The 23,877-nt window shown below is 39.5% G+C and carries 21 protein-coding genes and 3 tRNA genes; 13 read left to right on the forward strand and 11 right to left on the reverse strand.

The features are described 5' to 3' along the window. Positions 1-137 precede the first annotated feature (137 nt). Positions 138-1,361: a cysteine desulfurase gene (locus B3H30_RS18800; protein ID WP_286834772.1), complete on the forward strand. Its 1,224-nt coding sequence runs from the start codon at positions 138-140 to the stop codon at positions 1,359-1,361. A 12-nt stretch (positions 1,362-1,373) separates the two neighbouring features. Then, complete coding sequence (locus tag B3H30_RS18805; RefSeq protein WP_070566085.1) at positions 1,374-1,793, forward strand: SufE family protein; 420 nt, start codon at positions 1,374-1,376, stop codon at positions 1,791-1,793. 77 nt (positions 1,794-1,870) lie between these two features. Here B3H30_RS18805 and B3H30_RS18810 read toward each other — a convergent pair whose 3' ends face one another. The 4 genes from B3H30_RS18810 to B3H30_RS18825 all read right to left on the reverse strand — a co-directional run bounded on the left by B3H30_RS18810 (position 1,871) and on the right by B3H30_RS18825 (position 4,627). Then, positions 1,871-2,692, reverse strand: a complete 822-nt coding sequence (locus B3H30_RS18810; RefSeq protein ID WP_286834773.1) for a VOC family protein — start codon at positions 2,690-2,692, stop codon at positions 1,871-1,873. 22 nt (positions 2,693-2,714) lie between these two features. Next, on the reverse strand, positions 2,715-3,644 hold the full coding sequence (locus tag B3H30_RS18815) for a DUF1801 domain-containing protein (RefSeq protein ID WP_286834774.1): 930 nt from the start codon (positions 3,642-3,644) through the stop codon (positions 2,715-2,717). A gap of 8 nt (positions 3,645-3,652) precedes the next feature. After that, positions 3,653-4,081, reverse strand: a complete 429-nt coding sequence (locus tag B3H30_RS18820; protein WP_286834775.1) for a DUF1801 domain-containing protein — start codon at positions 4,079-4,081, stop codon at positions 3,653-3,655. Between the two features lie 93 nt (positions 4,082-4,174). Continuing rightward, on the reverse strand, positions 4,175-4,627 hold the full coding sequence (locus B3H30_RS18825; RefSeq protein WP_286770963.1) for an SRPBCC domain-containing protein: 453 nt from the start codon (positions 4,625-4,627) through the stop codon (positions 4,175-4,177). A 382-nt stretch (positions 4,628-5,009) separates the two neighbouring features. Here B3H30_RS18825 and B3H30_RS18830 point away from each other — a divergent pair, with 382 nt between their 5' ends. The 5 genes from B3H30_RS18830 (at position 5,010) to B3H30_RS18850 (ending at position 11,150) form a co-directional block, all read left to right on the forward strand. Further along, the gene (locus B3H30_RS18830; RefSeq protein ID WP_286834776.1) at positions 5,010-6,908 is read left to right on the forward strand and encodes an alpha-L-fucosidase; all 1,899 of its coding nucleotides are present in this window, start codon (positions 5,010-5,012) and stop codon (positions 6,906-6,908) included. Between the two features lie 299 nt (positions 6,909-7,207). After that, positions 7,208-8,116, forward strand: a complete 909-nt coding sequence (locus B3H30_RS18835; RefSeq protein ID WP_286834777.1) for a hypothetical protein — start codon at positions 7,208-7,210, stop codon at positions 8,114-8,116. Between the two features lie 117 nt (positions 8,117-8,233). Further along, positions 8,234-8,824 (forward strand): sensor histidine kinase, encoded by a 591-nt coding sequence (locus B3H30_RS18840; protein ID WP_286834778.1) that lies wholly within the window; start codon positions 8,234-8,236, stop codon positions 8,822-8,824. A gap of 1 nt (position 8,825) precedes the next feature. Further along, complete coding sequence (locus tag B3H30_RS18845; RefSeq protein ID WP_286834779.1) at positions 8,826-9,575, forward strand: LytR/AlgR family response regulator transcription factor; 750 nt, start codon at positions 8,826-8,828, stop codon at positions 9,573-9,575. A gap of 174 nt (positions 9,576-9,749) precedes the next feature. Continuing rightward, entirely contained in the window at positions 9,750-11,150 is a 1,401-nt protein-coding gene (locus B3H30_RS18850) for an AcvB/VirJ family lysyl-phosphatidylglycerol hydrolase (protein WP_286834780.1), read from the forward strand. 84 nt (positions 11,151-11,234) lie between these two features. On the opposite strand, the gene B3H30_RS18855 is transcribed toward B3H30_RS18850, so the two are convergent. Together B3H30_RS18855 and B3H30_RS18860 are read right to left on the reverse strand one after the other, a co-directional pair. After that, a tRNA-Lys gene (locus tag B3H30_RS18855) sits at positions 11,235-11,307 on the reverse strand. Between the two features lie 268 nt (positions 11,308-11,575). Further along, positions 11,576-12,529, reverse strand: coding sequence for an acetyl-CoA carboxylase carboxyltransferase subunit alpha (locus B3H30_RS18860; protein ID WP_046671762.1), 954 nt, complete (start codon positions 12,527-12,529; stop codon positions 11,576-11,578). A gap of 160 nt (positions 12,530-12,689) precedes the next feature. On the opposite strand from B3H30_RS18860, the gene B3H30_RS18865 reads away from it, so the two are divergent. From B3H30_RS18865 to chrA, 3 genes are all read left to right on the forward strand, one after another. Continuing rightward, positions 12,690-14,876 (forward strand): glucoamylase family protein, encoded by a 2,187-nt coding sequence (locus tag B3H30_RS18865; RefSeq protein WP_286834781.1) that lies wholly within the window; start codon positions 12,690-12,692, stop codon positions 14,874-14,876. A gap of 96 nt (positions 14,877-14,972) precedes the next feature. After that, the gene (locus B3H30_RS18870; RefSeq protein WP_046671760.1) at positions 14,973-15,494 is read left to right on the forward strand and encodes an OmpA family protein; all 522 of its coding nucleotides are present in this window, start codon (positions 14,973-14,975) and stop codon (positions 15,492-15,494) included. Between the two features lie 200 nt (positions 15,495-15,694). After that, positions 15,695-17,023, forward strand: coding sequence for a chromate efflux transporter (gene chrA, locus B3H30_RS18875; RefSeq protein ID WP_286834782.1), 1,329 nt, complete (start codon positions 15,695-15,697; stop codon positions 17,021-17,023). Positions 17,024-17,160: 137 nt separating this feature from the next. Here chrA and B3H30_RS18880 read toward each other — a convergent pair. From B3H30_RS18880 to B3H30_RS18890, 3 genes are all read right to left on the reverse strand, one after another. Next, positions 17,161-17,245: transfer RNA gene (locus B3H30_RS18880), tRNA-Leu, on the reverse strand. A 5-nt stretch (positions 17,246-17,250) separates the two neighbouring features. Beyond that, positions 17,251-17,323: transfer RNA gene (locus B3H30_RS18885), tRNA-Gly, on the reverse strand. A 112-nt stretch (positions 17,324-17,435) separates the two neighbouring features. Further along, positions 17,436-17,924, reverse strand: a complete 489-nt coding sequence (locus B3H30_RS18890; protein ID WP_286753194.1) for a regulatory protein RecX — start codon at positions 17,922-17,924, stop codon at positions 17,436-17,438. Between the two features lie 77 nt (positions 17,925-18,001). Here B3H30_RS18890 and B3H30_RS18895 point away from each other — a divergent pair, with 77 nt between their 5' ends. Together B3H30_RS18895 and B3H30_RS18900 are read left to right on the forward strand one after the other, a co-directional pair. Beyond that, positions 18,002-20,443: a bifunctional UDP-N-acetylmuramoyl-tripeptide:D-alanyl-D-alanine ligase/alanine racemase gene (locus B3H30_RS18895; RefSeq protein ID WP_070566187.1), complete on the forward strand. Its 2,442-nt coding sequence runs from the start codon at positions 18,002-18,004 to the stop codon at positions 20,441-20,443. 44 nt (positions 20,444-20,487) lie between these two features. Further along, positions 20,488-21,087, forward strand: a complete 600-nt coding sequence (locus B3H30_RS18900; protein ID WP_046671757.1) for a DUF502 domain-containing protein — start codon at positions 20,488-20,490, stop codon at positions 21,085-21,087. A 162-nt stretch (positions 21,088-21,249) separates the two neighbouring features. Here the strand turns inward: B3H30_RS18900 and B3H30_RS18905 are convergent, their stop codons facing one another. Further along, positions 21,250-22,149 carry a pirin family protein gene (locus B3H30_RS18905; protein ID WP_046671756.1) on the reverse strand — a complete coding sequence of 300 codons (900 nt, stop codon included), beginning with the start codon at positions 22,147-22,149 and terminating at the stop codon, positions 21,250-21,252. Between the two features lie 45 nt (positions 22,150-22,194). On the opposite strand from B3H30_RS18905, the gene B3H30_RS18910 reads away from it, so the two are divergent. Further along, on the forward strand, positions 22,195-22,794 hold the full coding sequence (locus B3H30_RS18910; RefSeq protein WP_286834783.1) for a hypothetical protein: 600 nt from the start codon (positions 22,195-22,197) through the stop codon (positions 22,792-22,794). Here B3H30_RS18910 and B3H30_RS18915 read toward each other — a convergent pair. Next, on the reverse strand, positions 22,791-23,573 hold the full coding sequence (locus B3H30_RS18915) for a Cof-type HAD-IIB family hydrolase (protein WP_046671754.1): 783 nt from the start codon (positions 23,571-23,573) through the stop codon (positions 22,791-22,793). The genes B3H30_RS18910 and B3H30_RS18915 overlap by 4 nt on opposite strands. Between the last annotated feature and the right edge of the window lie 304 nt (positions 23,574-23,877).

Raw genomic sequence — 23,877 nt, forward strand, 5'->3', positions numbered from 1 at the left:
TTGTTTAAAATGCCAAAAATTACTTTTTTGGCTGAGGATACCTTATAAAACCGATATTGATAATGACATAAAAAACAGATTGGCCACCCCGTATTCGATAAAATACTATTAACTTTGTATAAATTATTTAGAAGACGTTGGAAAAATTTAATATAGATAAAATACGAGCCGATTTCCCGATTCTGAAGAGAGAGGTGAATGGTAAACCACTGGTTTATTTGGATAACGGCGCGACTACACAGAAGCCGAGTTGTGTTATCAATTCGATTGTACATTATTATACAGATATGAATAGTAATGTGCATCGGGGCGTACATTATCTTAGTCAGATATCGACGGACGCCTTTGAGGTAACCCGAAAAAAAGTTCAGGCTTTTATCAATGCTGCTGAAGATAAGGAAATCATTATCACGAAAGGAACGACAGATGGGATCAATCTCATTGCAACCTGTTACGGAAGAGCTTTCATTCATGCGGGAGATGAGATCATTATCTCTGCAATGGAACACCATTCCAATATTGTGCCTTGGCAGATGCTCTGTGATGAAAAGGGCTGTAAAATTCGCGTCATTCCGATGAATGATAAAGGTGAGCTTGATATTGATGCCTACAGCAATTTGTTTAATGAGAGAACCAAATTAGTTGCAGTAACCTATGTTTCAAACTCCCTTGGGACAATCAATCCTGTGCGTGAGATGATTTCAATTGCTCATGGGCATGGTGCTGTTGTTTTAGTCGATGCTGCGCAGGCTGTTCAACATATACAGATTGATGTTCAAAAGCTGGATGTAGATTTTCTGGTATTTTCAGGACATAAAATGTACGGTCCTACAGGTGTAGGAGTGTTATATGGCAAAGAAGAGCTATTGAACGCGATGCCACCTTATCAAGGTGGTGGAGATATGATTAAAGAGGTTACTTTTGAAAAAACGACCTATAATGAATTGCCTTTTAAATTTGAGGCGGGTACGCCTAATATTGAAGCCGGTATCTGTTTGAACGAGGCCATCGATTATATCAATTCAATAGGTCTGGAAAATATCGAGGCCTACGAACATGATTTGTTGCAATACGCTACGGAGAAGTTGGCTGAAATTCCGGGCATGCGGTTTATTGGAACGGCCGAGCAGAAATGTTCCGTTATTTCATTTGTAATTGATGGCACGCATCCTTACGACGTTGGTGTGATCTTGGATAAATTGGGGATCGCTGTACGTACAGGCCATCATTGTGCCCAACCTGTCATGGATAGGTTCGGTATTCCGGGAACTATTCGTGCTTCTTTAGCCGTATATAATACAAAAGAGGAAATAGATATTTTGGTCGCCGGTATCCAACGCGCGGTCAATATGTTGGTTTAATAAAAAATAGGTATGACCATTAATGAAATACAGGATGAATTAATTGAGGATTTTGCTTTCTTTACGGATTGGATGGAAAAATATGAGTACATCATCCAGCTGGGAAAAGAAGTGCCTCTAATTGATGAACAATACAAAACAGATGAATATATCATCAAAGGATGTCAGTCCAAAGTATGGCTTTTTCCGGAAATAAAGGATGGAAAAGTGTATTTTACGGCAGATAGCGATGCAATTATCACAAAAGGCTTGGTGAGTTTAATGGTCAAAGTACTATCTGGACATACCGCCAAGGAGATTGTTGATGCCGATTTATATTTTGTGGATAAAATAGGGCTGAAAGAACATTTGTCACCAACTCGGGCAAATGGCTTGCTATCCATGATTAAGCAAATGAAATTATACGCTCTGGCTTTGCAAGTGAAAGCATAAAAAGGGGATTATTCATCCCCTTTTTTCTTAATACTATTTTAAAAGCTGTTCCCCTCAGCTTGAGATTTATTTTGAAATTATCCAATGAGCTCCTGAATAATGATCTTTTTCATTCTCATGAGCGCTTCATTTGCCCCTGGTCGCTTTAGTAATGTTGCAATTTGTTCGGGTACGATCTGCCAGCTTACACCGAATTCGTCTTTGCACCAGCCACACATGCTCTCTTTGCCTTTCTTCGTGATCGTATTCCAGAAATAATCAATTTCCTGCTGATCTTTACATAGAATAGTGAGTGAAATGCCTTCGTTAAAAGTGAAATTTTGTGGAACTCCGCTATCCATTGCCATGAGTGTAAAATCCCGGACTAAAAATTGGGTATGTTGGATTGATCCGGTATACTCACCTTCTGTGTATTTCATGATCCCGTTGCTTCGAAAATCATGAAATAATTCTGCATAAAATGCTAGTGCCTGTTCGCAATTTCCTTGTTGCTCTCCGCAATACATTAGCGTAGGTACAATTGCCTGTTGGTTGGTATCGCTCAGTTTACCGAGGTATAATTGCCAATTTACCCCAAACTTGTCGGCCAGCCAGCCGTAGTAAGGGCTCCAAGGGTAGGAGTTTAAAGGCATTAAGGTGTTACCTTCCACAGCAAGTGAATTCCAGATACGATCAATTTCCTCTTTGCTTTCGCAAATGACCATAAATGATATGGATGGGTTGGGTTTGAATGTAGGACCTCCATTTATTCCAATAAATTTCACACCGCTTAGGACAGCTTCAACAACGATGGGAGAGTTGTTGCTAATATGGCTTTCAGGGAAGGTACCAGCGTAAAGATCAAAGGCTTCCTGCGCGTTTTGATCGAACCAAATGGATGGGATAATTGAATTATTCATCTTTTTTTGTTTTAGCGTTCACCTATTTGTATTTGTCGTTCAGGCCTTTTTTAGCGAGGACCAACGGTTTAATTTTTTCAATACGGGATTGTTTCGTTTTTTCTTGCTTGGCCTCATCGATGTACTCGATGTATTCTTTCTGTTTTCCTGGTGTTAAAGCCTGGAAACTTTCTGCGAAGGTCGGATCCGTCTGCAGTGCTTCCAATAATAGACCAGCAGGGGCCTTCATTGGAGATTTAGTTGGCTTGAGCTCTTTTCCCTCGTTAATGGTTTGGATGGATTCTTGGATATATGCGGCTATTTTTTCGGCATTCATATCCTTAACGTCTTCAAAGCGCCATTGTCGTAATGCTTTCGTTTTTCCTTCGGAGGCACTAATGAGATGTTTATCCCGATCGGTTAAGAATACACCATTATAAAACCAGAGGGAGAAGAAATTTTTAAAGCCGCCCCAACCAATAACATTTTTCCCTTTATGCGTATAGATATAGCTCCCCCATTTGAATTCCTTTTTCAAGGAAGTTTGCTGGATGATCTCTTGCATGAGTTCTTCAGCCTCCTGCCAGTTCCCTCGGCTTTGGTACCAATTGGGGCCTTGTTTGTCTTTAAGTTTATCAATATTAAAATTGACAATATCGGTAATTATTTGTGTTGGAATCGGTTGATCCAAAGGAATTTGTATTGCCCCTTTTGTGGTTTTAAAATTTTTGAGTTCTGTAATGAAGTGCTCGATAGCAGCAGGTCCTGGATATAGGCCCAAATGGTTTTTGTTCATCGCAAAATGGATGATATTACCCTTGTATCTGAAAGTAGGCATTTGATAGGAGATCGTTTCTTCTGCATCGGGAGGGACTAGGCCAGCGATAAGCTGTCTCACCTTGATCAGATATTCTTTTTTCTCCCCGTCAAATTGATTGATATATTCGTCTATTGTTGCGATGCTCGTTGTCATAATTTGTGCTATTCTTTGATTCTCGTATACTTATTTTCAATAAACTGTATCGTTTCGGACATAAGCTGATGGAGTATTTCTATGTTGATGTCGCTTAATTTCTTGATGTATATGCAGGCTTTGCCTATTTTAAATTTCCCGAGCCGATCGACTAAATGTCGATGTTCATCGGCACCGGTAAATACATAAAGGGAGATTGCTGATTTTCGGGGGCTAAATGCGATCAAAGGAGCATAGCCTTCGTGCCCACTTAGATAGGTATAATGATAGTTTCCAAATCCGATGATCGTTGGTCCGTACATTCTAGCCGGCTCACCCGTTGTGGTTTCCATTAATTGTATCAGTGTTGCACTATCGATTTGTTTTTGTGGGTCGTCAACTGTTTTTATAAAGTCTTGGACAGATGCTTCGGTATATGCCGTTTTATTTTTTGCCATGTATAGTTGATGTCTTTTGACGGATATTCGGATAACCTCAATTGAATATAGTGTATTTGAAGTAATTCGATGAGTGGCTATTTTTAGAGAGAACTATTTTTGGAACATAAAATCGAAAGCCCCAGTTCTCAGATTGATACCATATTCTAGATAAGCTTTCATGCAAGCTAAAAAGTTGGCCCAACCTTCTGTTTGTCGCATCATCATTAAAATTCCATCTGCATCGTTGTTCATCTCGTGTTCTGTAATCTTTATGACGGTCGCGTTTTCTCCGAATGTGGATAGTGCGATTTCTACCAGTTGATTGGGAAGTCCCCCGCTCCAGTCAAAAGAGATATATGAATTGGGCCTGATGGTTTTTCCTGTCACGGGAAAACTGTCGGGAAATTCTGGAAATGTCCATTCTACCGTTTTATCTGTCTCTAGACGTCCAGTCGAAGATTTTATAAAATAATGATTCATTTTATTGGGATCTACAATAGCCTCAAAAACTTCGTTGATCGGTTTCTGAATTTGGATACTGGCTTTGGCGGTTAGTTTTTCCATATTAATTTAAAGTTTTAGACAAATATTCAATAAATACAGATAGCTTGTATCTGATTACATTAAAAATATTGAAAAAGATCTTTTCGTGACCATGGACCAATCTATTGTCCAAATCACCGTTTATTTATTTTAAGATGTATAGACTATATAAACACCTTATTGAAGAATAGGTTTTCATTTTGGGGACCCGGATCAATATTTCCCCTAAAAGGAACGAATTGTACACTTGTAAAATGTAGTTTTAGCGTATTTTTGACTATAGTTAAAATTGATCCTGCATTCCTTCCATTAGGTCGCAAGGAACGATAATCCAATAAATTTAGAAAAGGTATCCGTCTGAAATCTTTCAGGTGGTATTTGCCGTCTTCATAAAACCAACGTTATGTTTAAAATCAAGTGTTTTTTTCTTTTTATGGTTTCTTCGGGCGTTTTTTTTTCGAGCGCACAGACTAAAAATGTAAATGAAGGCAATGAGGCTCCAAATATGTTTAATGATGCGACAACACGTGATAAAAATGCGATTGTTGAAGCAGAAACCGGTTGGTGGAAACGTGCCGCATTAACTCGTGAACAACGCTTGGAGAAATGGAAGGCAGCCTCGTTTGGTATGTTTGTTCATTGGGGCGTTTATTCCCAATATGGAAATATTTGGAAAGGGAAGGCGGGCGGGGGCTATGCGGAGCATCTGATGCGTGTGATGAAAATCCCACGTAGTGAGTATCTTGATTCAGCACGTCGATTTAATCCGCTAAAGTTTAATGCGGAGGAATGGGTATTGTTGGCAAAAAATGCAGGGATGAAATATTTTATTATTACGGCTAAGCACCATGATGGCTTTGCGATGTATCCTTCTGCATTTTCAAGTGACTACTCATTGTCAAGCACTACATTTAAAAGGGACCCGTTGGCGGAATTAGCAGCTGCCTGCCATAGACATGGACTCTTGTTTGGCTTCTATTATTCGCATGCTTTTGACTGGGAGCATCCGGATGCTCCCGGTAATGACTGGGATTACCGTAATCCCGGCGGGGATAAATTGTTGGGTGGCACAAATTGGTTTGACAAACATCCTGAATGGTTGACAAAGGCTCGGCATTACGTAGATCAAAAGGCGATTCCTCAGATTGAGGAACTTATTCAGCGCTATCATCCGGATTTGTTATGGTTTGATACACCGCATAAGTTGCCGCTGTCTGAAAACCTGCGAATTTTAAAGGCTATTCGAACAGCTGATCCGAATATTATTGTCAATGGTCGATTGGCACGTACCGAGGAAAAGAATTACGGCGATTACCTGAATACGGCAGATCGACCTGAGGAATATTATCCAGTTGCTTCTGGCGCTAATTGGGAGGCAATACCAACTACCAATGAATCCTATGGTTATTCGTCGACTGATAAGAGCCATAAACCGACAGCGCATTTTATCAAACTCTTGGCGAAGGCTAAGGCCATGGGTGGGAATATTCTAATGAATATTGGACCCAAGGGCGACGGAAGCATCGACAGCGCTGATGTCGCTATTTTAAAGGGATTAGGTCGGTGGATGCGGGGGAATAGTGAAAGTGTCATTGATGTTGCACCATCTCGCTTGCCTCGTCAGCCTTGGGGAGTCATTACTCAGCGTAAAAATACCCTGTATTTACACGTGTTTGAGCGCCCTCAACGGAATGATCTGATTGTCGGCGGATTGATTGCTCAGGTTAATTCGGTTTCGTTATTGTCGGGAGAAACTATCGGAAAATATAGGTCCGACAAAGATGGACTGCATATTCCTATAGATCAAATTGCTTCTGAGGATGATGACCTGGTCGTAGTGGTGCAATTGAAGGATAGCATAGCTAATCCAATAAATCCTACTTTAATGTATGTGGATCATAATGTCAATAAAAATCGGCTACTGACTTTTTATGCAAAACAGATCGGGAATCCGATGAAGTTTGGGGACGGTAAAAAGAATCGCTATTATGTGACGGGTTGGACTAGGTTAAGTCAAGGGTTAAGATGGGATACCCATGTGTTAAATGGCGGACGCTTCAAGGTGGCTATACGGTATGTGAAAGATGTTGTAGATACAGGAGGTAAGCTGGGCTTGAATTTAGGGGGGAAGAATATTGATTTTACGATAGATCCGTCTTCTTCCGTTGGTTTGCGTGAACATCAGCTTGAATTGGGTACGGTGACATTGCCAAAGGGCAAGCAAGCGATTGAATTACGTGCCCATACTATAGCGGGAGCAGAAATGGTGAAATTTTTGGAAGTCATATTGCTTCCGGAATAATTTGTATTGTTGAGCATTCGTCGATCCTTTGTTTAAATCCATCTGGGGTTAATAACAAAAAAAGCTAATCTTGCGATTAGCTTTTTTTGTGTCGACTAGTACGAAATTCGAAACTTTTAAAACACGATATAAATTCTCACTCGCTATGGACTAATGCTGCGTCTGATTTTAGGATTAAATACAACTTTCAAATACTGTGAAAAACAATACTTTTACTAATTCAAATACTGCCTTTGCTATTTTATGGTTTTAGTTTTGCTATCATTGTGACAAGTTTGATGAAAATTAAACGAGACAAAATGAAAAAGATCATCCTTGCATTTCTACACTTCGTTATTATGCTATCCGCAGCAAATGCACAAAATAGCATTAACTTTTATCACTCTTACCCTGCTGGTGGAAGATTAGCCATGTTTGTTGATAGTGGAGCCAGAAATGTTTATTATGAAAATATATTTCCAAATCAACCGCAGACCGCCTTTAATTATTTAAAAGGAATTAAAAACATAGGTATCCAAATCTATTTTAGAAAGACAGAACGTGTACAGGATTATCGGTATACAATCTTAGCGGATAACAAACCTATAGCGGTAAACAAGTTGATCGATACTGCACAGCTGAAAAATGTCGATCGGGGGGAGGAGGAAGTACGACGTTCCGCCACGTTGGGTACCTTCGCTATAAAAGATAAAACCATTACAATACTCACCTATGACATCCAAAGACCGCAAGAGGTTTACAAAAATGTGTTTTACGGGAGACCTATTCCGAAAGCGAAAATTAAAACTTTTGCGAAACGCTTCGCTACTAAAAATGGTGTTGATTACAGCTATGTAACTGACCCGAAAGATAGAACAAGCATTACTTTTACCAACAAAGACGATGAATTAACGATAGTAAAAGACAGATCGGATATCGATTATCTCTACTATACCTCCATAAAAGATAAACAAACAAATAAGATAATCTTCGAATCAACAGCTTGGCAATACGGGGGCTACCTTGATGAAGCATATAAACTGTCACCTTATGTAAAGATTGATAAAAGCATTTTCAAAAAATCGGGAGATTATGAAATTATCATTCAGCCATTGATCAAATGGGATAAATACGCTGATTCCAATATTTCATCGGGAGAAATAGAAAAATATATGACCCGGCATACGCTTTCTATCACTATAGATGAAGAAAGCTACACCAAATTATAGCTCTTTACTTATGCGGCTATTGTAACATTTTCCATTGGATCAGTGTTTCTTGTTATCCTTTATCTCACCAAAAAAAGAAACAAAAAAAAGCTGATAGAAAAAGACCAGGAAGGAAGTATGATAAAGCTACAACTTAACTCCATTCGTTCCCAATTAAATCCTCATTTTTTGTTTAATGCACTTTCTGGTATCCAAAATCTGATCAACAAGAATGAAATAGACAGTGCGAATAAATACCTTTCCAAATTTGCTCGCTTAACGCGTAGCGTGCTTAAGGATAACGAGCGGATTAGTTTATCGCAAGAAAAATCCCTATTGGATGATTACCTACAAATGGAGCAATTGCGATTTGGCTTTCAGTACACCATCAATCATTCTGGAAACTTAGATTTGACAAACATAGAAATACCAAGCATGTTACTGCAGCCCTTTGTAGAAAATGCGGTCAAACATGGGATGGCGCAAAGAACTACTGCTGGCAAAATTATGATTGAATTTATAAAGCAAGCAGATAACTTGGTCTTAACCGTTGCCGATAATGGAAATGGATTTGACAAGGGGAAGAAGCACAATGGTTTAGGTCTTCAGTTAAGTGACAGTAGACTCGCACTTTTAAATAAAGTTTATAAAGAAAATCGTTTTATCTTAGTTATAGAATCAACCACTAATGGTACTAAAATATGTTTAACATTAACGGATTGGCTATAATATGATAAGAGCAGTTTTAATAGACGACGAAATTTCCAATTTAGAAAACCTACAGGCTTTACTAGAAAAGCACTGTCCCCAGGTAACTGTAGTTGCGATAGCGCAAAGCGTGGGAGATGCTGTTGATGTTATTGGAAAGTATTTGCCTAATCTCGTGTTTCTCGATATTCAAATGGGCGAGAAGACAGGTTTTGATGTGTTAAGGCAGCTTCCATGGCGTGATTTCGAAGTTGTTTTTGTTACCGCTTATGACCAATATGGAATACAAGCTGTAAAATTTGCGGCATTAGATTATCTTTTAAAACCCATAGATATTGAGGAATTAAAGGATTCGGTAAAAAAAGTGGAATATAAACTAGCTACGCAGAAACAAAATTCACAGCTCGAATTTTTACTGCAGCAACTAAAAAAAGCAGAAACGAACATAGGCAAGATTGCCCTACAGATGCAAAGCGAAATAAGGTATGTTATTTTATCCGAAATTATACGTTGTGAAGCAGATAATACGTACACGCACTTTATTCTAGCGAATGGTGAAAAAATTTTGGTTTCTAAATCACTTAAAGAGTATGCGGATCTACTGCATCCCAGTGGATTTGTAAGAACACATCAAAGCCATCTGGTAAATCCAAAATACGTGAAAAGCTGGTTAAAAGAGGACGGTGGTATTTTACTCTTAATGTCTGGTGAAAAAATACCCATTTCTAAGCCCAATAGAGACATGGTGAAACAAGCCTTGCAGCAGCTCTAATCTAATTTATTGTGATCCATTGCCGCTTTAATCTGATAGCCTGCATGGTCTAAGCGAGCGCTATCTGATACGCAGATGGCTCTTAAGGTAAAATACTGTAGAAATATCTTTCATAATCCATTCGCATTTTATTAAATTACATTATTAAATATTAACCGCTATCGAAGGATTGCCATGGATCAAACCACTAAAAGATCATCTCTTATTTTATACTTCCTTATCATTTTGTTTTCGCAATGTGCCATTGCCCAACAGACGTTCTCTTATGGAAGTTTTGGAAAGCTGAGTATGTACGCCCCGAAGGGTAAACCCAATGCCTTGGTGTTATTTGTTTCTGGAGATGGGGGGTGGCAGTTTGGGGTAATCAATATGGCCAAATTTCTAGCTGCACAGGGGGCGCTCGTTGCGGGGATCGATGCCAAGCACTATGCTACTTCAATGGCACGTTCAAAAAAGGACTGTTATTATCCTGCCGCAGATTTCGAGCAGCTCAGTATGGCCCTTCAAAAGAAATATAAGTTTGAAAGCTATCAGAAACCCATATTGGTAGGCTATTCCTATGGGGCAACGCTGGTTTATGGCTTGATTGCCCAGGCTCCTGCTGGGACTTTTCGTGGTGGGATTGCCTTAGGCTTCTGTCCAGATATCACTATTGCCAAACCACTCTGTAAGGGCAGTGGATTATCTTCCCATGTCTTAAAACCTGGAAAAAGTTATTATCTGGATCGTAGCGAAAAATTGGCCGCTCCGTTTTGGGTACTTAATGGTGTAAAAGATCAGACCTGTCCCTTTAACGCTACGGCAGATTTCCTTAAAGGGATAGAAAATGTCCAATTAGTCAGCCTGCCCAGAGTAGGACATGGTTTCTCCATTGCCGATAATTGGCTGCCTCAGTTCCGGATGGCTTTTCAAAAGTTGCAGGTGGCCGGCCAACCTACCCAAAATGGGGGTATACTCAAAACTGATATGCCCATTGAGATACTGGAACCCAAGAAACCGACCAGGGAATTGATGTTTATGATTTCTGGCGATGGTGGTTGGACCAGTTTCGACAGGGAGTTGGCCAGTACTTTTGCGACAAAGGGTTTCAAAGTGATTGGCTTGGATGCACAGAAATATTTTTGGAATGCAAAGACACCAGAACAGACGACAAAGGAAGTGTCCGAGATTTTGGCTTATTTTCAGGAAAGGGAGCCCAATACCACTTTTTCGATCATGGGTTATTCTTTTGGGGCTTGTGTGATACCATTTATCGCTAACCGTCTGCCCGAGAAGTTGAGAAAAGCGACCACTGGATTGGTCTTGTTATCACCAGATGATCGAGCCGATTTTGAGATCCATGTGGCGGATATGCTAAGTTTAGGTGATCGGAGCGAACCTTATGATGTAGTAGCTGAGCTGAAGAAGGTAAGTCTGCGCAAACTGTGCATTTTTGGTTTCGGGGAGGATAGCGAGATTGTAGCAAAGTTTAGAAATGTAGGAGCACCGGTAGAAATCTTGCCTGGAGGGCACCACTTTGATAACGATTATGAGGCCATTGTGGGAAAGGTGATCAACGGCATAGCGATCAAATAACCAAGTTTAATCATAGCACCTAGCTTATCGGGTTCAACTACTGCTAAAACAAAAAAGCTAATCTTGCGATTAGCTTTTTTGTTGTGATCCCGCTGGGATTCGAACCCAGGACCCATACATTAAAAGTGTATTGCTCTACCAGCTGAGCTACGGAATCCTTTCTGTTTTTGAAAGTGATGCAAAGGTAGAAAAATAAGTTATTTGTGCAAAATGTTTTTGTCTTTTTTATTGATAAAAATTGTAACTGTTTAAAAATTACTGAATTATTTTTTAGTTAAAAAGCCTTTTAAAACACTTGCGGGTTGGCTGGGTCAGTATTGAAGCTGTTTTCTGGAACAAGGAAGGGTATTTTTAGGTTAGAATGGTCATAAAAAAAGTCAGCTAATTGCTGACTTTTTTTATGCTGTAGGGTTGTATGGATAACATTATTCAGTGACCACACCCATTTTGCTAAACTTATCAATTCTTTCAGTGACTAATGTATCGCTATCTTTAGCCGTCAATTCTGCAAGATCTTTCAATAACTGGCTTTTTAGATTAGCCGCAGCTGCTGCAGGATCTTGGTGAGCACCACCTAGCGGTTCAGGGATAATACCATCAATCAATCCGTTGCCCAACATGTCTTCTGAAGTCAATTTTAATGCCTCAGCGGCCTTTTCTTTGTGATCCCAGCTTCTCCATAGGATAGAAGAACAAGATTCAGGTGATATGACCGAATACCAGGTATGTTCCATCATGTAAACTCTGTTTCCAACACCGATACCCAAAGCTCCACCTGAAGCTCCTTCACCAATAACAACGCAAATGATCGGAACTTTCAAGACAGCCATTTCCATAAGGTTACGTGCAATCGCTTCACCCTGTCCGCGTTCCTCAGCTTCAAGTCCTGGATAAGCACCCATCGTATCAATTAAAGTGATCACAGGCTTATTGAACTTTTCCGCCATTTTCATTAAACGTAATGCCTTTCGGTAGCCTTCCGGATTGGCCATCCCAAAATTATGGTATTGACGCTCTTTGGTGTTTTTACCTTTTTGATGACCGATGATCATAACAGCATTACCATCAATAGAAGCCATACCACCGACGATCGCTTTATCATCCTTAACGGTTCTGTCACCATGCAGCTCGATAAATTCGTCGCAAATAGCTTCTATATAATCATAAGTCTGAGGGCGATCCGGATGGCGTGACATTTGAACGTTCTGCCAGCCTGTTAAATTGCCGTATATTTCTTTTTCAGTAGAAGCAAGCTTTTCTTCAAGCTCACGAACGGTTGCGCTCATGTCAACTTGAGTTTTTTCGGCAACTTGAGTTACCTTTTCAATTTGCAATTGCAAGTCTGCAATTGGCTTTTCAAAATCAAACGTGGTTTTCATATATCTATTTTATGAAAATATTCAGAGGGCTAATTTAGCGCATTTTTTCTGAAATTAAAATTAGGGAGGATAATATCATTGGAATTCCTTTGTTACATTTGCGTTATAATCGTACTGGTGGCTTAGTTTTTGATTGTAGGCCTGTGAAAAATGTTGACTTATGCTGAAAAAATATTTTTACTTTCTTTTGTTACTGATCTTACCCACACTTGTTCGATCAGAAAGTTATCCTGAGGTTTTATTTGACAATAGTGTTATCAACGGGAGTTATGCGAAGAGTATCGCGCACTATACTGGTGAATCATGGATCCAAAATGTGAGCTATAGCCTTCCGGTTTCCGATAGTTTGTTTTTTACGCCAGGCAATTCGCTTTCTTTGCGGTACGTTTCTTCTCCGAATGGTAAGTGGGAGGCAAGCATTTTAAACGACAAACAGAAATTTCCCTATTTAATTGCCAAGGATGATCATCTAACTTTTAAGCTTTTTATTCAAAGCAATACTGAAAAGGGACAATTGCCAAAAGTTACCTTACAGCAGCATGATACAAAGACGAACGCTGTGGATATCGCAAATTATATCGATGATTTTGCTTATGATACTTGGCTTAATGTGTCCATTCCAGTCAATAAATTTGGAGGAATTGCATTAGGGAAGTCTGTTTCGGCTTTAATTCTGGAACAGAATGGAACTGCGCTGCAGACAAATCAATTATTTATCGATCAAATTGAGTTTTTGCCCAAAAACTATCCAAAGGTAAGACTTTCATCAGCAGCTATCTTATCTAAGATCAGTTCCGTAGATAAACAAGTCGAGCTAGTTTGGCAATTACCGTTGACACCAAGTATTCGCTATGTGAAAATCTACCGTTCGGAAGATAAACTCAATTTTCAGCCGATAGCAATTCTACCCATCTATGTACAGAAGTCGCTGGATAGGGTGAATGAATATAACAAATCTTATTATTACAAAATCGCCTGGGTAGACTATAATTATGTTGAATCTCCATTTTCTGAGGTTAGGGAGGTGCAGACAAAAAAGGGGACGGATAAGGAAATGTTAAATTTTATCCGGAATGCTCATGTGAATTATTTTATAGACAACTATGATGTGAATAGTGGTATGTTTCTGCCTGACCGAGGTAATAGACAAGCTATTGTATCTACAAATGAAACTGGCTATGCGATCTTGGGTTTGCTTGTGGCAGGAGAGAACAACTTGATCTCGCGGCAAGCTCTTTTAGTCAGGTTAACACGGATTGTGAAATTTTTGAGCAGTGCACAACAACATCAAGGGGTCTTTACAGCGCTTTACGATGGCCGTTCAGGGGTACCTTATTATCGCGATTCAATTCCAACGTACGATTTGCGCGGTACCTCCCATATTATAGAATCGCTTTTGATCGCCCGACAATATTTTTCTAAAGACGATCCTGAGGAACAGGCCTTGAGGAATACTATTACGAAGCTCTGGGAGCGCATAAACTGGAACTATTTTACGGATGCACAGCATCCTGATGTACTTTGGAATAAGTGGTCTCCAGTAGACAGTACAGCTAGATCGAGGCCTTTGGGGGGATTTAACGAGAGTCTGGGGACCTACTTGCTGGCGATGTCTTCACCTACCCATCCTTTAGCTATTTCAGCTTATATCAATGGATTTGCAACCAAACATAAAGGTCACGAATTGTATTTTGGGGATGACACCAATGATTTGGCTCCTGAACTCAAAATGAAATTAAATGATTCTTTAGCGCGTTCAATAAGTGCAAACCCTTTAATTGGCGACGACGGAAATACCGGAGTTTCGATCTACTCCGACGACAAAGTTATTTTTGCCAAGAATATTGCCGGCGGCAGTTTAAATGAATCATTGATGTCTGTTTATCGTCCCTTTTTGATTATGGATCCAAAAGGAAAAGTGGATGATTTTGTCGATTACAAGAAATATTTGTCGAATTATATTCTGGCCTATAAACGGAGAGATAATGAGATGAGCATAGGGACACGATTTACAGATATTTGGGGCGTGGAAAATGTGGAGGATACCTATCAGGGGTATTTGGTGAATCCTGCGATATCTATTGCAGCTTACCCCTTTGAAAAGGAGATCGGTCTAAAAGCATTACGTAAGTTTTACGAAGAATACGCCGATGTGTTGTTTACCCAATATGGTTTCAGAAGCTGGATTGATATTAAAAACAACGATGTTTCTGAAAGCTATCGTGCGAGGAATCAGGCAACGATTGCCGTAATGATCGAGAATGCAAATTCAGGCATGATCTGGAAATTGTATGAGAATATTCCTGAGGTAAAAAAGACTTTAGAAAAAGTATATACCAAGAAATAGATTTGTTACGTTAGATATGGCGAAGAAGGGATGTCATATTGGACTTTTTTCGCTATATTTACTTGCTTAAATCGATATTAAATACGTTAGAACGACATGCTTAGAAAAATTAATTTGGGGATTTTAACCTTATGTGCAAGTTTATCGTTATTTTCCTGTAAACAACAAGCTATTGTAGTCAATCCAGGTGCTGTTGTAACAAAAGATGGAACTGATGATGGTTTGAAAAATGTGAAGAAGGATTTTAATGATGCGAAAAGAACTGATGAGGGGATTAAGTTTAGTATATCGTCTGATTTATTGTTTCCAACAAACTCTTCTTACCTATCTGAGAAGGCAAAAACTGAAGTTAGTAAATTGGCGTTGATCTTGAAAGAAAGTAATAATAAGATCAAAGTTGATGGGTATACGGATGCTACGGGTACTGTTGAGTATAATCAGTGGCTTTCCGATAAAAGAGCAGCGTCTGTTAAGAAGTTCTTAGTAGATTCAGGTGTTGCTGAATCACGCATCACGGCAAAAGGTTTCGGTCAGTCAAATCCAGTTGGCGATAATAAAACTCCGGAAGGACGTCAAAAAAATAGAAGAGTGGAAGTTACTATTTTAGATAAAAAATAGTTTATCAGACCAATTCTTAATATAAAAAAAGCGTGATATTTAAGATATCCCGCTTTTTTTATGTGGTTATATCGCGGTTTTAAACCGCGGTGTCTTTTCTCCCGAAACAAGGTATTTTAAATAGGAGACATCGAATGAGGACTGTTTTGTGGGATTGTTTTCGATAAAATCTGAGCTTAGGGGAAGTAGCGTTGAAAAAGATGAATGTAGAAGAAGAAGATCATAGACAGAAGCCAATTTTTCGGGAAGCAATGTGGTTTTGGTTTGTGTTAGGTTGGATAAGTTTTGGTGGAACAACCGGCCATGTGACCATTATGCACGATTTTTTGGTCGAAAAGAAAAGATGGGTAAGCCACAGGAAGTTTTTTCAGGCTCTCAATGCCTGTATGTTGTTGCCGGGACCTGAAGCGCATCAATTGACCATCTATTTAGGATGGAAGCTGCATGGCTTAAAAGGAGGTGTGTTGGCCGGACTATTTTTTATTGTTACTTCACTTCTCATTATATTTGGACTCAGTGCACTATATGCGCACTATGGTAACTCCGCATTGCTTATTGCTTTATTTTCGGTTTTAAAACCTGCCGTTCTAGCGATCATTATATTTGCAACCTTTCGAGTGGGGCAGAAATCTCTTGTCAGCATATGGCATTATTTGGTCGCATTGGCTGCCTTTCTGCTCTCGTATTTTGCTGGGGTTCCAATGCCCTGGATTATTGTGGGCGTGATCGCTTTCGGTGTACTATGCTATGCAATCTTGTCAAAAACTTCCAAAATAAATGCCCATCATGAAAAGGAAGATAAGCAGCTCGAATCAGTTTATTATATCAATACGCTCGAAAAACTACCCCCTATATCTTACCGTCGTATTTCTCTTCAGGTTCTGCTGTTTTTCTTACTATGGTTGATTCCGCTGTCCATTTTACTGTTTTTTACTATCGATACGGAATTTTGGAAGACACTTTCCTTTTTGTTTACAAAGTCTGCTTATTTGACGATTGGAGGTTCTTATACAGTCATTCCCTATGTTGCGGCCCTTGTGACAGAGAAATTGTTTTGGCTTTCCAAGAGCCAGATGATAGATGGATTTGCGCTTGCAGAGACAACCCCGGGGCCTTTAGTGGTCGTTTTGGCCTATGTTGGTTTCATGGCCGGCTTCAATCATTTCCATCAGTCCTATTCTATGGCAGCACTAGGTTTGATCGCTACAGCATATTTTACCTTTTTGCCAAACTTTGCCCTGATTTTTGTTGGGGCACCACTGATCGAACGGACCCAAAAAAATGCATGTATACAATTTATGCTGTCTTTAGTAACAGCATCGGTCGTTGGTGTAATCGTTAATTTAGCCTGTTATTTAGGGCTAGGAATTCTATTTCCAGGTGGGGTTAGTTCTTGGTATGCCATTGAGCCGATGGCTTTGGTATGGGTGCTATTTTCACTTTTTCTTTTATTCAACTATAAAATAGGCATGTTGAAACTTATACTGTTAAGTTTGGCCTATGGCTTTCTCTTATTTTTATGGCGATAAAATAAAAATGTCCATCGACTGATGAGCTTCGCGAGCAAATTTATAAAAGATTGAAGGGGGGAGTGGATTTGATAGGGTTATTCTAGGTTACAGACGCATATAAACAAGAAAAGCCCATCGTTAGATGAGCTTTCTTGTACCTAGGGCGGGAATCGAACCCGCACTCCCTTAACGGGAACAGGATTTTAAGTCCTGCGTGTCTACCAGTTCCACCACCTAGGCAGGTGAGCGAAAAACGAGATTCGAACTCGCGACCCCAACCTTGGCAAGGTTGTGCTCTACCAGCTGAGCTATTTTCGCATTGGAATTTTATTTCAATTTTCAAAAGAACCTTGCGTTCCTTTTTGGTGATGCAAATATAGAGCGAAAATTCAATATTGCAAAATATTTATTTACTTTCTTTCTGTGTTTTTTATAACTCCTTTGAATTCAGTATAGAAAAAATTAAATCACTCTCAAATCCGCGGGATAGTGCAAACTGATAAACTTTGTTTTTAACTGCATAGCGGTCCTTGCCACTAATTTCACGGAGTTTTTTGTCAATGATGTGATTTAAGATTTGTTCATATTCATCGAGATCGATTTGCTTAAATGCAATTTTTATCAATTGCTCGGATACCCGTTTTGCCTTGAGTGCCTGCTTGATTTTTACTTTGCCCCAGCCTTTCATGCGGAGCTTTCCGTTACAGTAGGCAATAGCAAAGCGTTCTTCATTTAAAAAATTATCGGCGATCAAATTGGCCAAAATATTTTCGACTTCTACTTCGTGTAGTCCCCAGCTGTAGAGCTTATCGCGTACTTCTTGCTGTGCGCGTTCTTGATAGACGCAATAGCTTTCCGCTTTCAACTGTGCCTGATGCTGCGTTAATATCTTCTTATTTCTTTTTTCCTCGTCAAACATATTGTCAAAATTTCAAAAATAATATGAAATAACTAAAAAAATGTTCAGTTTTGACACAATCAAAAAATATCAGGAGAATGTACAAAATATCGGAAATCGCCCAGATTTTACATCCCAATCGCACATTTATCACGGATCCCAATTCTTTTGTCCAGCATTTATTTTACGACAGCCGTAAAATTGTCCAAGCGGACAACGGGATTTTTTTTGCACTTCAGAAGAATAGAGATGGCCACCGTTATATTAGAGAAGCTTATGATAAGGGAGTTCGTAATTTTGTGCTTCAAATCGATAGTGCACAGGAAATGGAGTTTTTGGAGGCTAACATTCTTTGGGTAGCGGATAGCTTGGTCGCTATGCAGGAACTGGCAACTTTTCATCGGCAGAAATTCGATTACCCGGTCATTGGAATCACTGGTAGCAATGGTAAAACGATAGTGAAAGAATGGCTTTTTCAGCTGATGTCTCCTGAATATAAGATCTATAGAAGTCCCAAGAGTTATAACTCTCAGCTCGGTGTGGCACTTTCGTTATGGGGACTATCCGATCAGTATAATCTTGCGCTGATCGAAGCAGGAATTTCAGAGAAAGGAGAAATGCAGCGCCTTGAGCAGATGATAAAACCAACCATAGGACTATTGACCAACATTGGTGTGGCACATAAAGCCGGTTTTAAATCGAAGGAGGAAAAGATTTATGAAAAGCTCGAGTTGTTTAAACATGTTGAAACCATGATTTTTCCGAATACTTACCTTGAAAATGTTCAATTGCCTTATCGGCCACGAAAATTTTCCTGGGGGCTTGATGAGGGGCTTTCTTTGGAGGTGTATTCCATCAAACAGGTCAACGACCGATTTACTATGGTAACCTTCTATTATACCGGGCGCACCTTTGCTGTTGAAGTACCGTTTGTGGATAAAGGAAATGTTGAGAATGCCATAAATTGTGTAGCGGTGATGCTACGTTTTGGTTATGAAAATGAAGTGATCGCATCGAGGATTAAAGAGTTGCAGCCTGTGGCGATGCGTCTTGAGTTAAAAAAAGGAAAAAAGAATAGCTCCATTATCGATGACTCGTATAGTAATGATCTGGATGCACTACAAATAGCCCTGGAGTTTTTAAATCAACAGGGCCAGCATCCGTTCAAGATGTTGATATTATCGGATATTCCCGGTGTTACTATCGAAGATGAAAAAAGCTTGTCCAAGCTGAGACGTTTGCTTAGTGAGTATCGTTTGGATAAATTGATATTGATAGGTGAAGTGTTGCCTAAATTGGCTGCACAATTTGATGTGCCTTCCATTTCATATAGCGATACTGCTGCTTTTTTGGCCGATATAAGGTCGCTTTCTTTTGAAAATGCGACGGTATTACTGAAAGGAGGACGGGAGTTTCATTTTGAACGTATCAGTCAGCTTTTGGTCGCAAAATCACATGATACAGTGCTTGAAATCAATTTGAATGCACTGGAAAACAATCTAAATGTATACCGCCAGTTGTTACCGAAGCATGTTAAGCTGATGACGATGGTCAAAGCTTTCTCTTACGGCAGTGGAAGTTTCGAGATAGCAAATCTTTTGCAATTTAATCGGGTGGATTATCTGACGGTCGCTTTTGCGGATGAGGGGGTGGATTTGCGCGGTGCAGGAATCACATTGCCTATTGTGGTAATGAGTCCGGATGAAAGTTCTTTTGAGTCCATCGTTCAGTACAACCTTGAACCGGAGATTTATAGCTTTAGAATATTGTTTTCCTTCTTGAATTTTCTGAAAACGAAACAGATAACTTCCTTTCCGATTCATATTAAGATAGATACTGGCATGCATCGGTTGGGTTTTATGCCTGACGAGGTCAATCGTTTAATAGCTGTGTTGCGTACGGAAGCGGTTTTGGAGGTTAAATCTGCCTTTTCCCATTTAGCGTCTGCAGGAAATGAAAAGGACCGGGAATTTACACAGCGACAAATTGATCTGCTGGATGACTTTACGAAACGTCTAGAAAGTGGTCTAGGATATTCCTTTCTACGTCATATTGCAGCAACCTCGGGTATTGAACTGTGGCCGAATGCGTATTTTGATATGGTACGATTGGGGATCGGTCTCTATGGTATCGATATTGAGCGGCATGATTTACCCATTAGGGAGGCGAGTACCTTGAAAACTAATGTGACGCAAATTAAATACCTCCCGGCAAGTGAGACCGTAGGTTATAATAGGCACGGTGTTCTGTATAGAGATAGTAAGATCGCCACGATTAAAATTGGTTATGCGGACGGTTACGATAGGCGTTTTGGTAATGGTGTCGGTAAAATGTTGGTTAACGGTTTTTTAGTCTCTACTATTGGTGATATCTGTATGGATATGTGTATGCTGGATGTAACGGATGTGGAAGTTGGAGAGGAAGATGAAGTTATCGTGTACCCTGATATAAAGTCAGCAGCGAAGGCTATAGGAACGATCCCTTATGAACTGCTGACCAGTATTTCCCAACGCGTAAAAAGAGTATATTTTTATGAATAATAAAGGATATTCTGCATTTTTGAATAATATTTGATTTTCAATTCATGTTTAGCAAATTAATTAGAGGCTTTATTAATTATTTGATAAGAGGTATCCTGGTGGTGGTTCCTCTAGCTGGTGCTATTTTTTTAATAGTTTGGATTGTTGCATCAGTTGATTCGGCATTGAATCTAACTGAACATTTTTTGGAAGATGATAGAGGGCATCCCTTGTATATTCCGGGAATAGGTATTCTGACCGTTATTTTGGTGTTGGTTTTGGCAGGGCTTATTTTTACAAATTTTGTTACAGATCCAATTAAAGTGTGGATTAATCATCAGATCCAGCGGATTCCACTTTTAAATACATTATATTCTTCGATTAAAGATTTTACAGAGGCCTTTGTTGGTGATGCAAAGAAATTTAATGAACCTGTCTTGGTAACGGTGAATGAGTTTGGTCTGAAGAAGATAGGTTTCTTAACACAACATGATTTAAAAAGCATTGGGCTTGAAGAAGAGGTTATGGTGTATTTTCCATATTCATATTCTTTTGCGGGACAGGTTGTCATTATCAGTGCAGACAAGGTGAAAAAATTAGATATGTCGCCAACAGATGCCATGAAATTGGTTGTGTCCGGTGGTGTGAGCGGGATAGCCCATTAGTACTTCTTTGCAACAGTTGACTTTAAGATTTATTCAATAAAAAGGCTGGAAATTGTCCACAATTTCCAGCCTTTTTGTTTTCGTCTGTTTTGTCCTTCCAATTGTAATCCCGTACGGCAGATACGTTTGCGATTGCCAAGTTTAAATGAATAAATAGTGCTGCTAAGCTTTTTTCTGCCCTAAAGTTGGATTTACTGGCGGGATTGGAATATAGCCGTCATCTCCAGGAACCTTTGGAAATTCATGTTTTTCCCATTTTTCGCGCGCTATTTTTAATGTTTCAATGTCCGAAGCGACGAAGTTCCAGTCGATATAGCGTTGTTCAGGAAAAGGTTCGCCACCAAAAATGTAGACCGAGGTTCCAGCCTCCATTTTGAATTCACATAGTTTCGCATCTTTGGCAACTAAAATCTGCTTTGGACCGAATTCCTGACCTTCCGCATGAACAGTCCCATGCAGGATATATAATCCACTTTCGCCATATAGATGATCACCTAGTTTAATAGTTGCATCTTTTTCCGCTTTGATTTCAATAAGGTATAATGGGCTGTATACGGGGACCTCGGAACGGTGATCTTTAATTTCTCCTGCAATTAAGCGATAGGATACGCCATCTTCGGTCCAATGTGGAAGTTGCGGTTCTTCTATGTGAACAAAATTAGGCTCCATTTTTTCGAGTTCTTTTGGTAGGGCCACCCAAATCTGCAGTCCATGGAGGTCGTGCGGCGTCGATCGCAGTTGTTCCGGGGTTCTTTCGGAGTGTGTGACACCCTTACCTGCCGTCATCCAATTGACTGCTCCAGGTTTGATCTCAACGGCATTTCCTAAGCTGTCCCGGTGCATAATGCTACCTTCGAATAGATAAGTCAATGTGGATAACCCGATATGCGGATGTGGTGCAATATCCATAAAGTGCGGTTCGGCAATGTTATCAGGTCCCATGTGGTCGATGAAGATAAAAGGGCCGACCATACGTTTCTGCCTGAAAGGAAGAAGTCGCCCAACTAAGAAATTGCCTATGTCAGCGGCTCTTTCTTCAATAACTATTGCAATATTTGACATAATGTTTCCTTATTTTTGTGTTTCTAATCTACAGCAATTTAAGAAATGTCAAGTATAATCAATCGGTTTTTGGGTAAAAAGAGTGTAAGAAATGAAGCGCTTTTGGCACTGGCAGATAGGTTGTCTTTTAGGAACAGTCAGCTGGACAGTTTCTTGATCGATCACCTAATACAAAGTAACAAAATAGATCCAGCCGACTTTTTTGCTTTCCAAGAGCAGTTGCTTAAGCTTCATGTTGACCGATTGGAGTCGATGCAGGTGGAGCTTAGCTTGTTGAACCAATATTTGCAATTGGCTGAACGTTTTCTTCCAGCAGGTTTTACAGTCAAATGGGAAAATAAGCTTCAGGCTCAGGAGGAGATGATGTTGCCGCCGCTCATTCTTTTTCCTGTGGTACAGCATGCTGTTGAGAATGGTTATAATACGATGTCTTCTCATCCTGTACGGATCCGATTATCGGGCTCATCCAAGTTGATTATGCTTGAAGTTAGCTATCGTGTGAACCATTATCTGGAAAGTCAATTTAGCAGTACACTGATACGTGATTTTAGACAGCGATTGGACTATCTTTTTCCGGAAAAACATAATTTGCTGATGAATAGCAACAGCAATACTTCTCGAATAACTTTAACTATCCAACTTTAGATGATATTGAAGTGTTTTAATGCATTCCAGATACCATTTTCATCAACACTGTCTGTTATATAATCTGCAATTTCCTTTACCTCGGGATTTGCATTACCCATAGCAATTCCAATATGGGTGTGCGCTAGCATGGTAATATCATTTCCGCCATCGCCAAATGACATAGTTTCTTCCAAGGTAAAGTTGAAATGATCTAAAAAAACATCTATTCCAATTTTTTTGCTTTGCCCCATCGGATTGACATCCGCAAAAATGGGCGTCCATCTCGAAGCAACTGAATTTGGCATCACATTTTCCATGAATTCAGCTTCTTCTTCAGGATTGATGAAAACATTGACCTGCATAACGGAGTCCAGATCAAAATCCTTTTCGTAATCCCGAATAGGTGGTGTCGGCACATTGACCTGTTCGTACATTCGTTGTACCTCAGGTGTAACCTGGTTTAAGGAAATTTCCTTTTCGGACATAAATGAAAAAGTCAGGTCCTCACGCTTTTTAGCATAATCCAATAAGGAGCGAATGTCTTTTTGAGGGATGTTATTTTTATAAATGACTTCCTGTTCCTTTGTGACGCAATACCCGCCATTGAAGGTGATATATCCATCAAAATCGAGATAACGAATATGTCCCAGCTGATTGTAGGATCGTCCTGTTGAAACAAATACCTTGATGTTTTTTTCTTTTAATAATTGAAATGCCTGTTGAGTAGATTCGGGAACCTGATGTGTTTTGAAACTTAGCAAAGTTCCATCGATGTCAAAAAAGATCGCTTTAATCATGGATTTTTGGGTCAAAACCAAATATACTAAATACTTAGGATAGTGTAACTATTACAATATTAAATCTGAGGCGTTTTATCTCCTACAGACCATGAGAATTTTACCACACTGGTGGAAGAAAGGTGAATGTCAAATTTGTAATTAAAAGGAAATAAAACCTGAAATAAAAGGGACTTAATAGGTAGATTATAGGGCTTCATCCGAATGAGGTCCCTATGAGGTCCCTATAAAGTCCCTATTAGATACGTATTAAATGAGTTGTTAATTTGAATTTGATATAAACTTGGCTCCTTCAATATATACG

It is taken from the genome of Sphingobacterium sp. UBA7038, assembly GCF_002494055.1.
Taxonomy (GTDB): domain Bacteria; phylum Bacteroidota; class Bacteroidia; order Sphingobacteriales; family Sphingobacteriaceae; genus Sphingobacterium; species Sphingobacterium multivorum.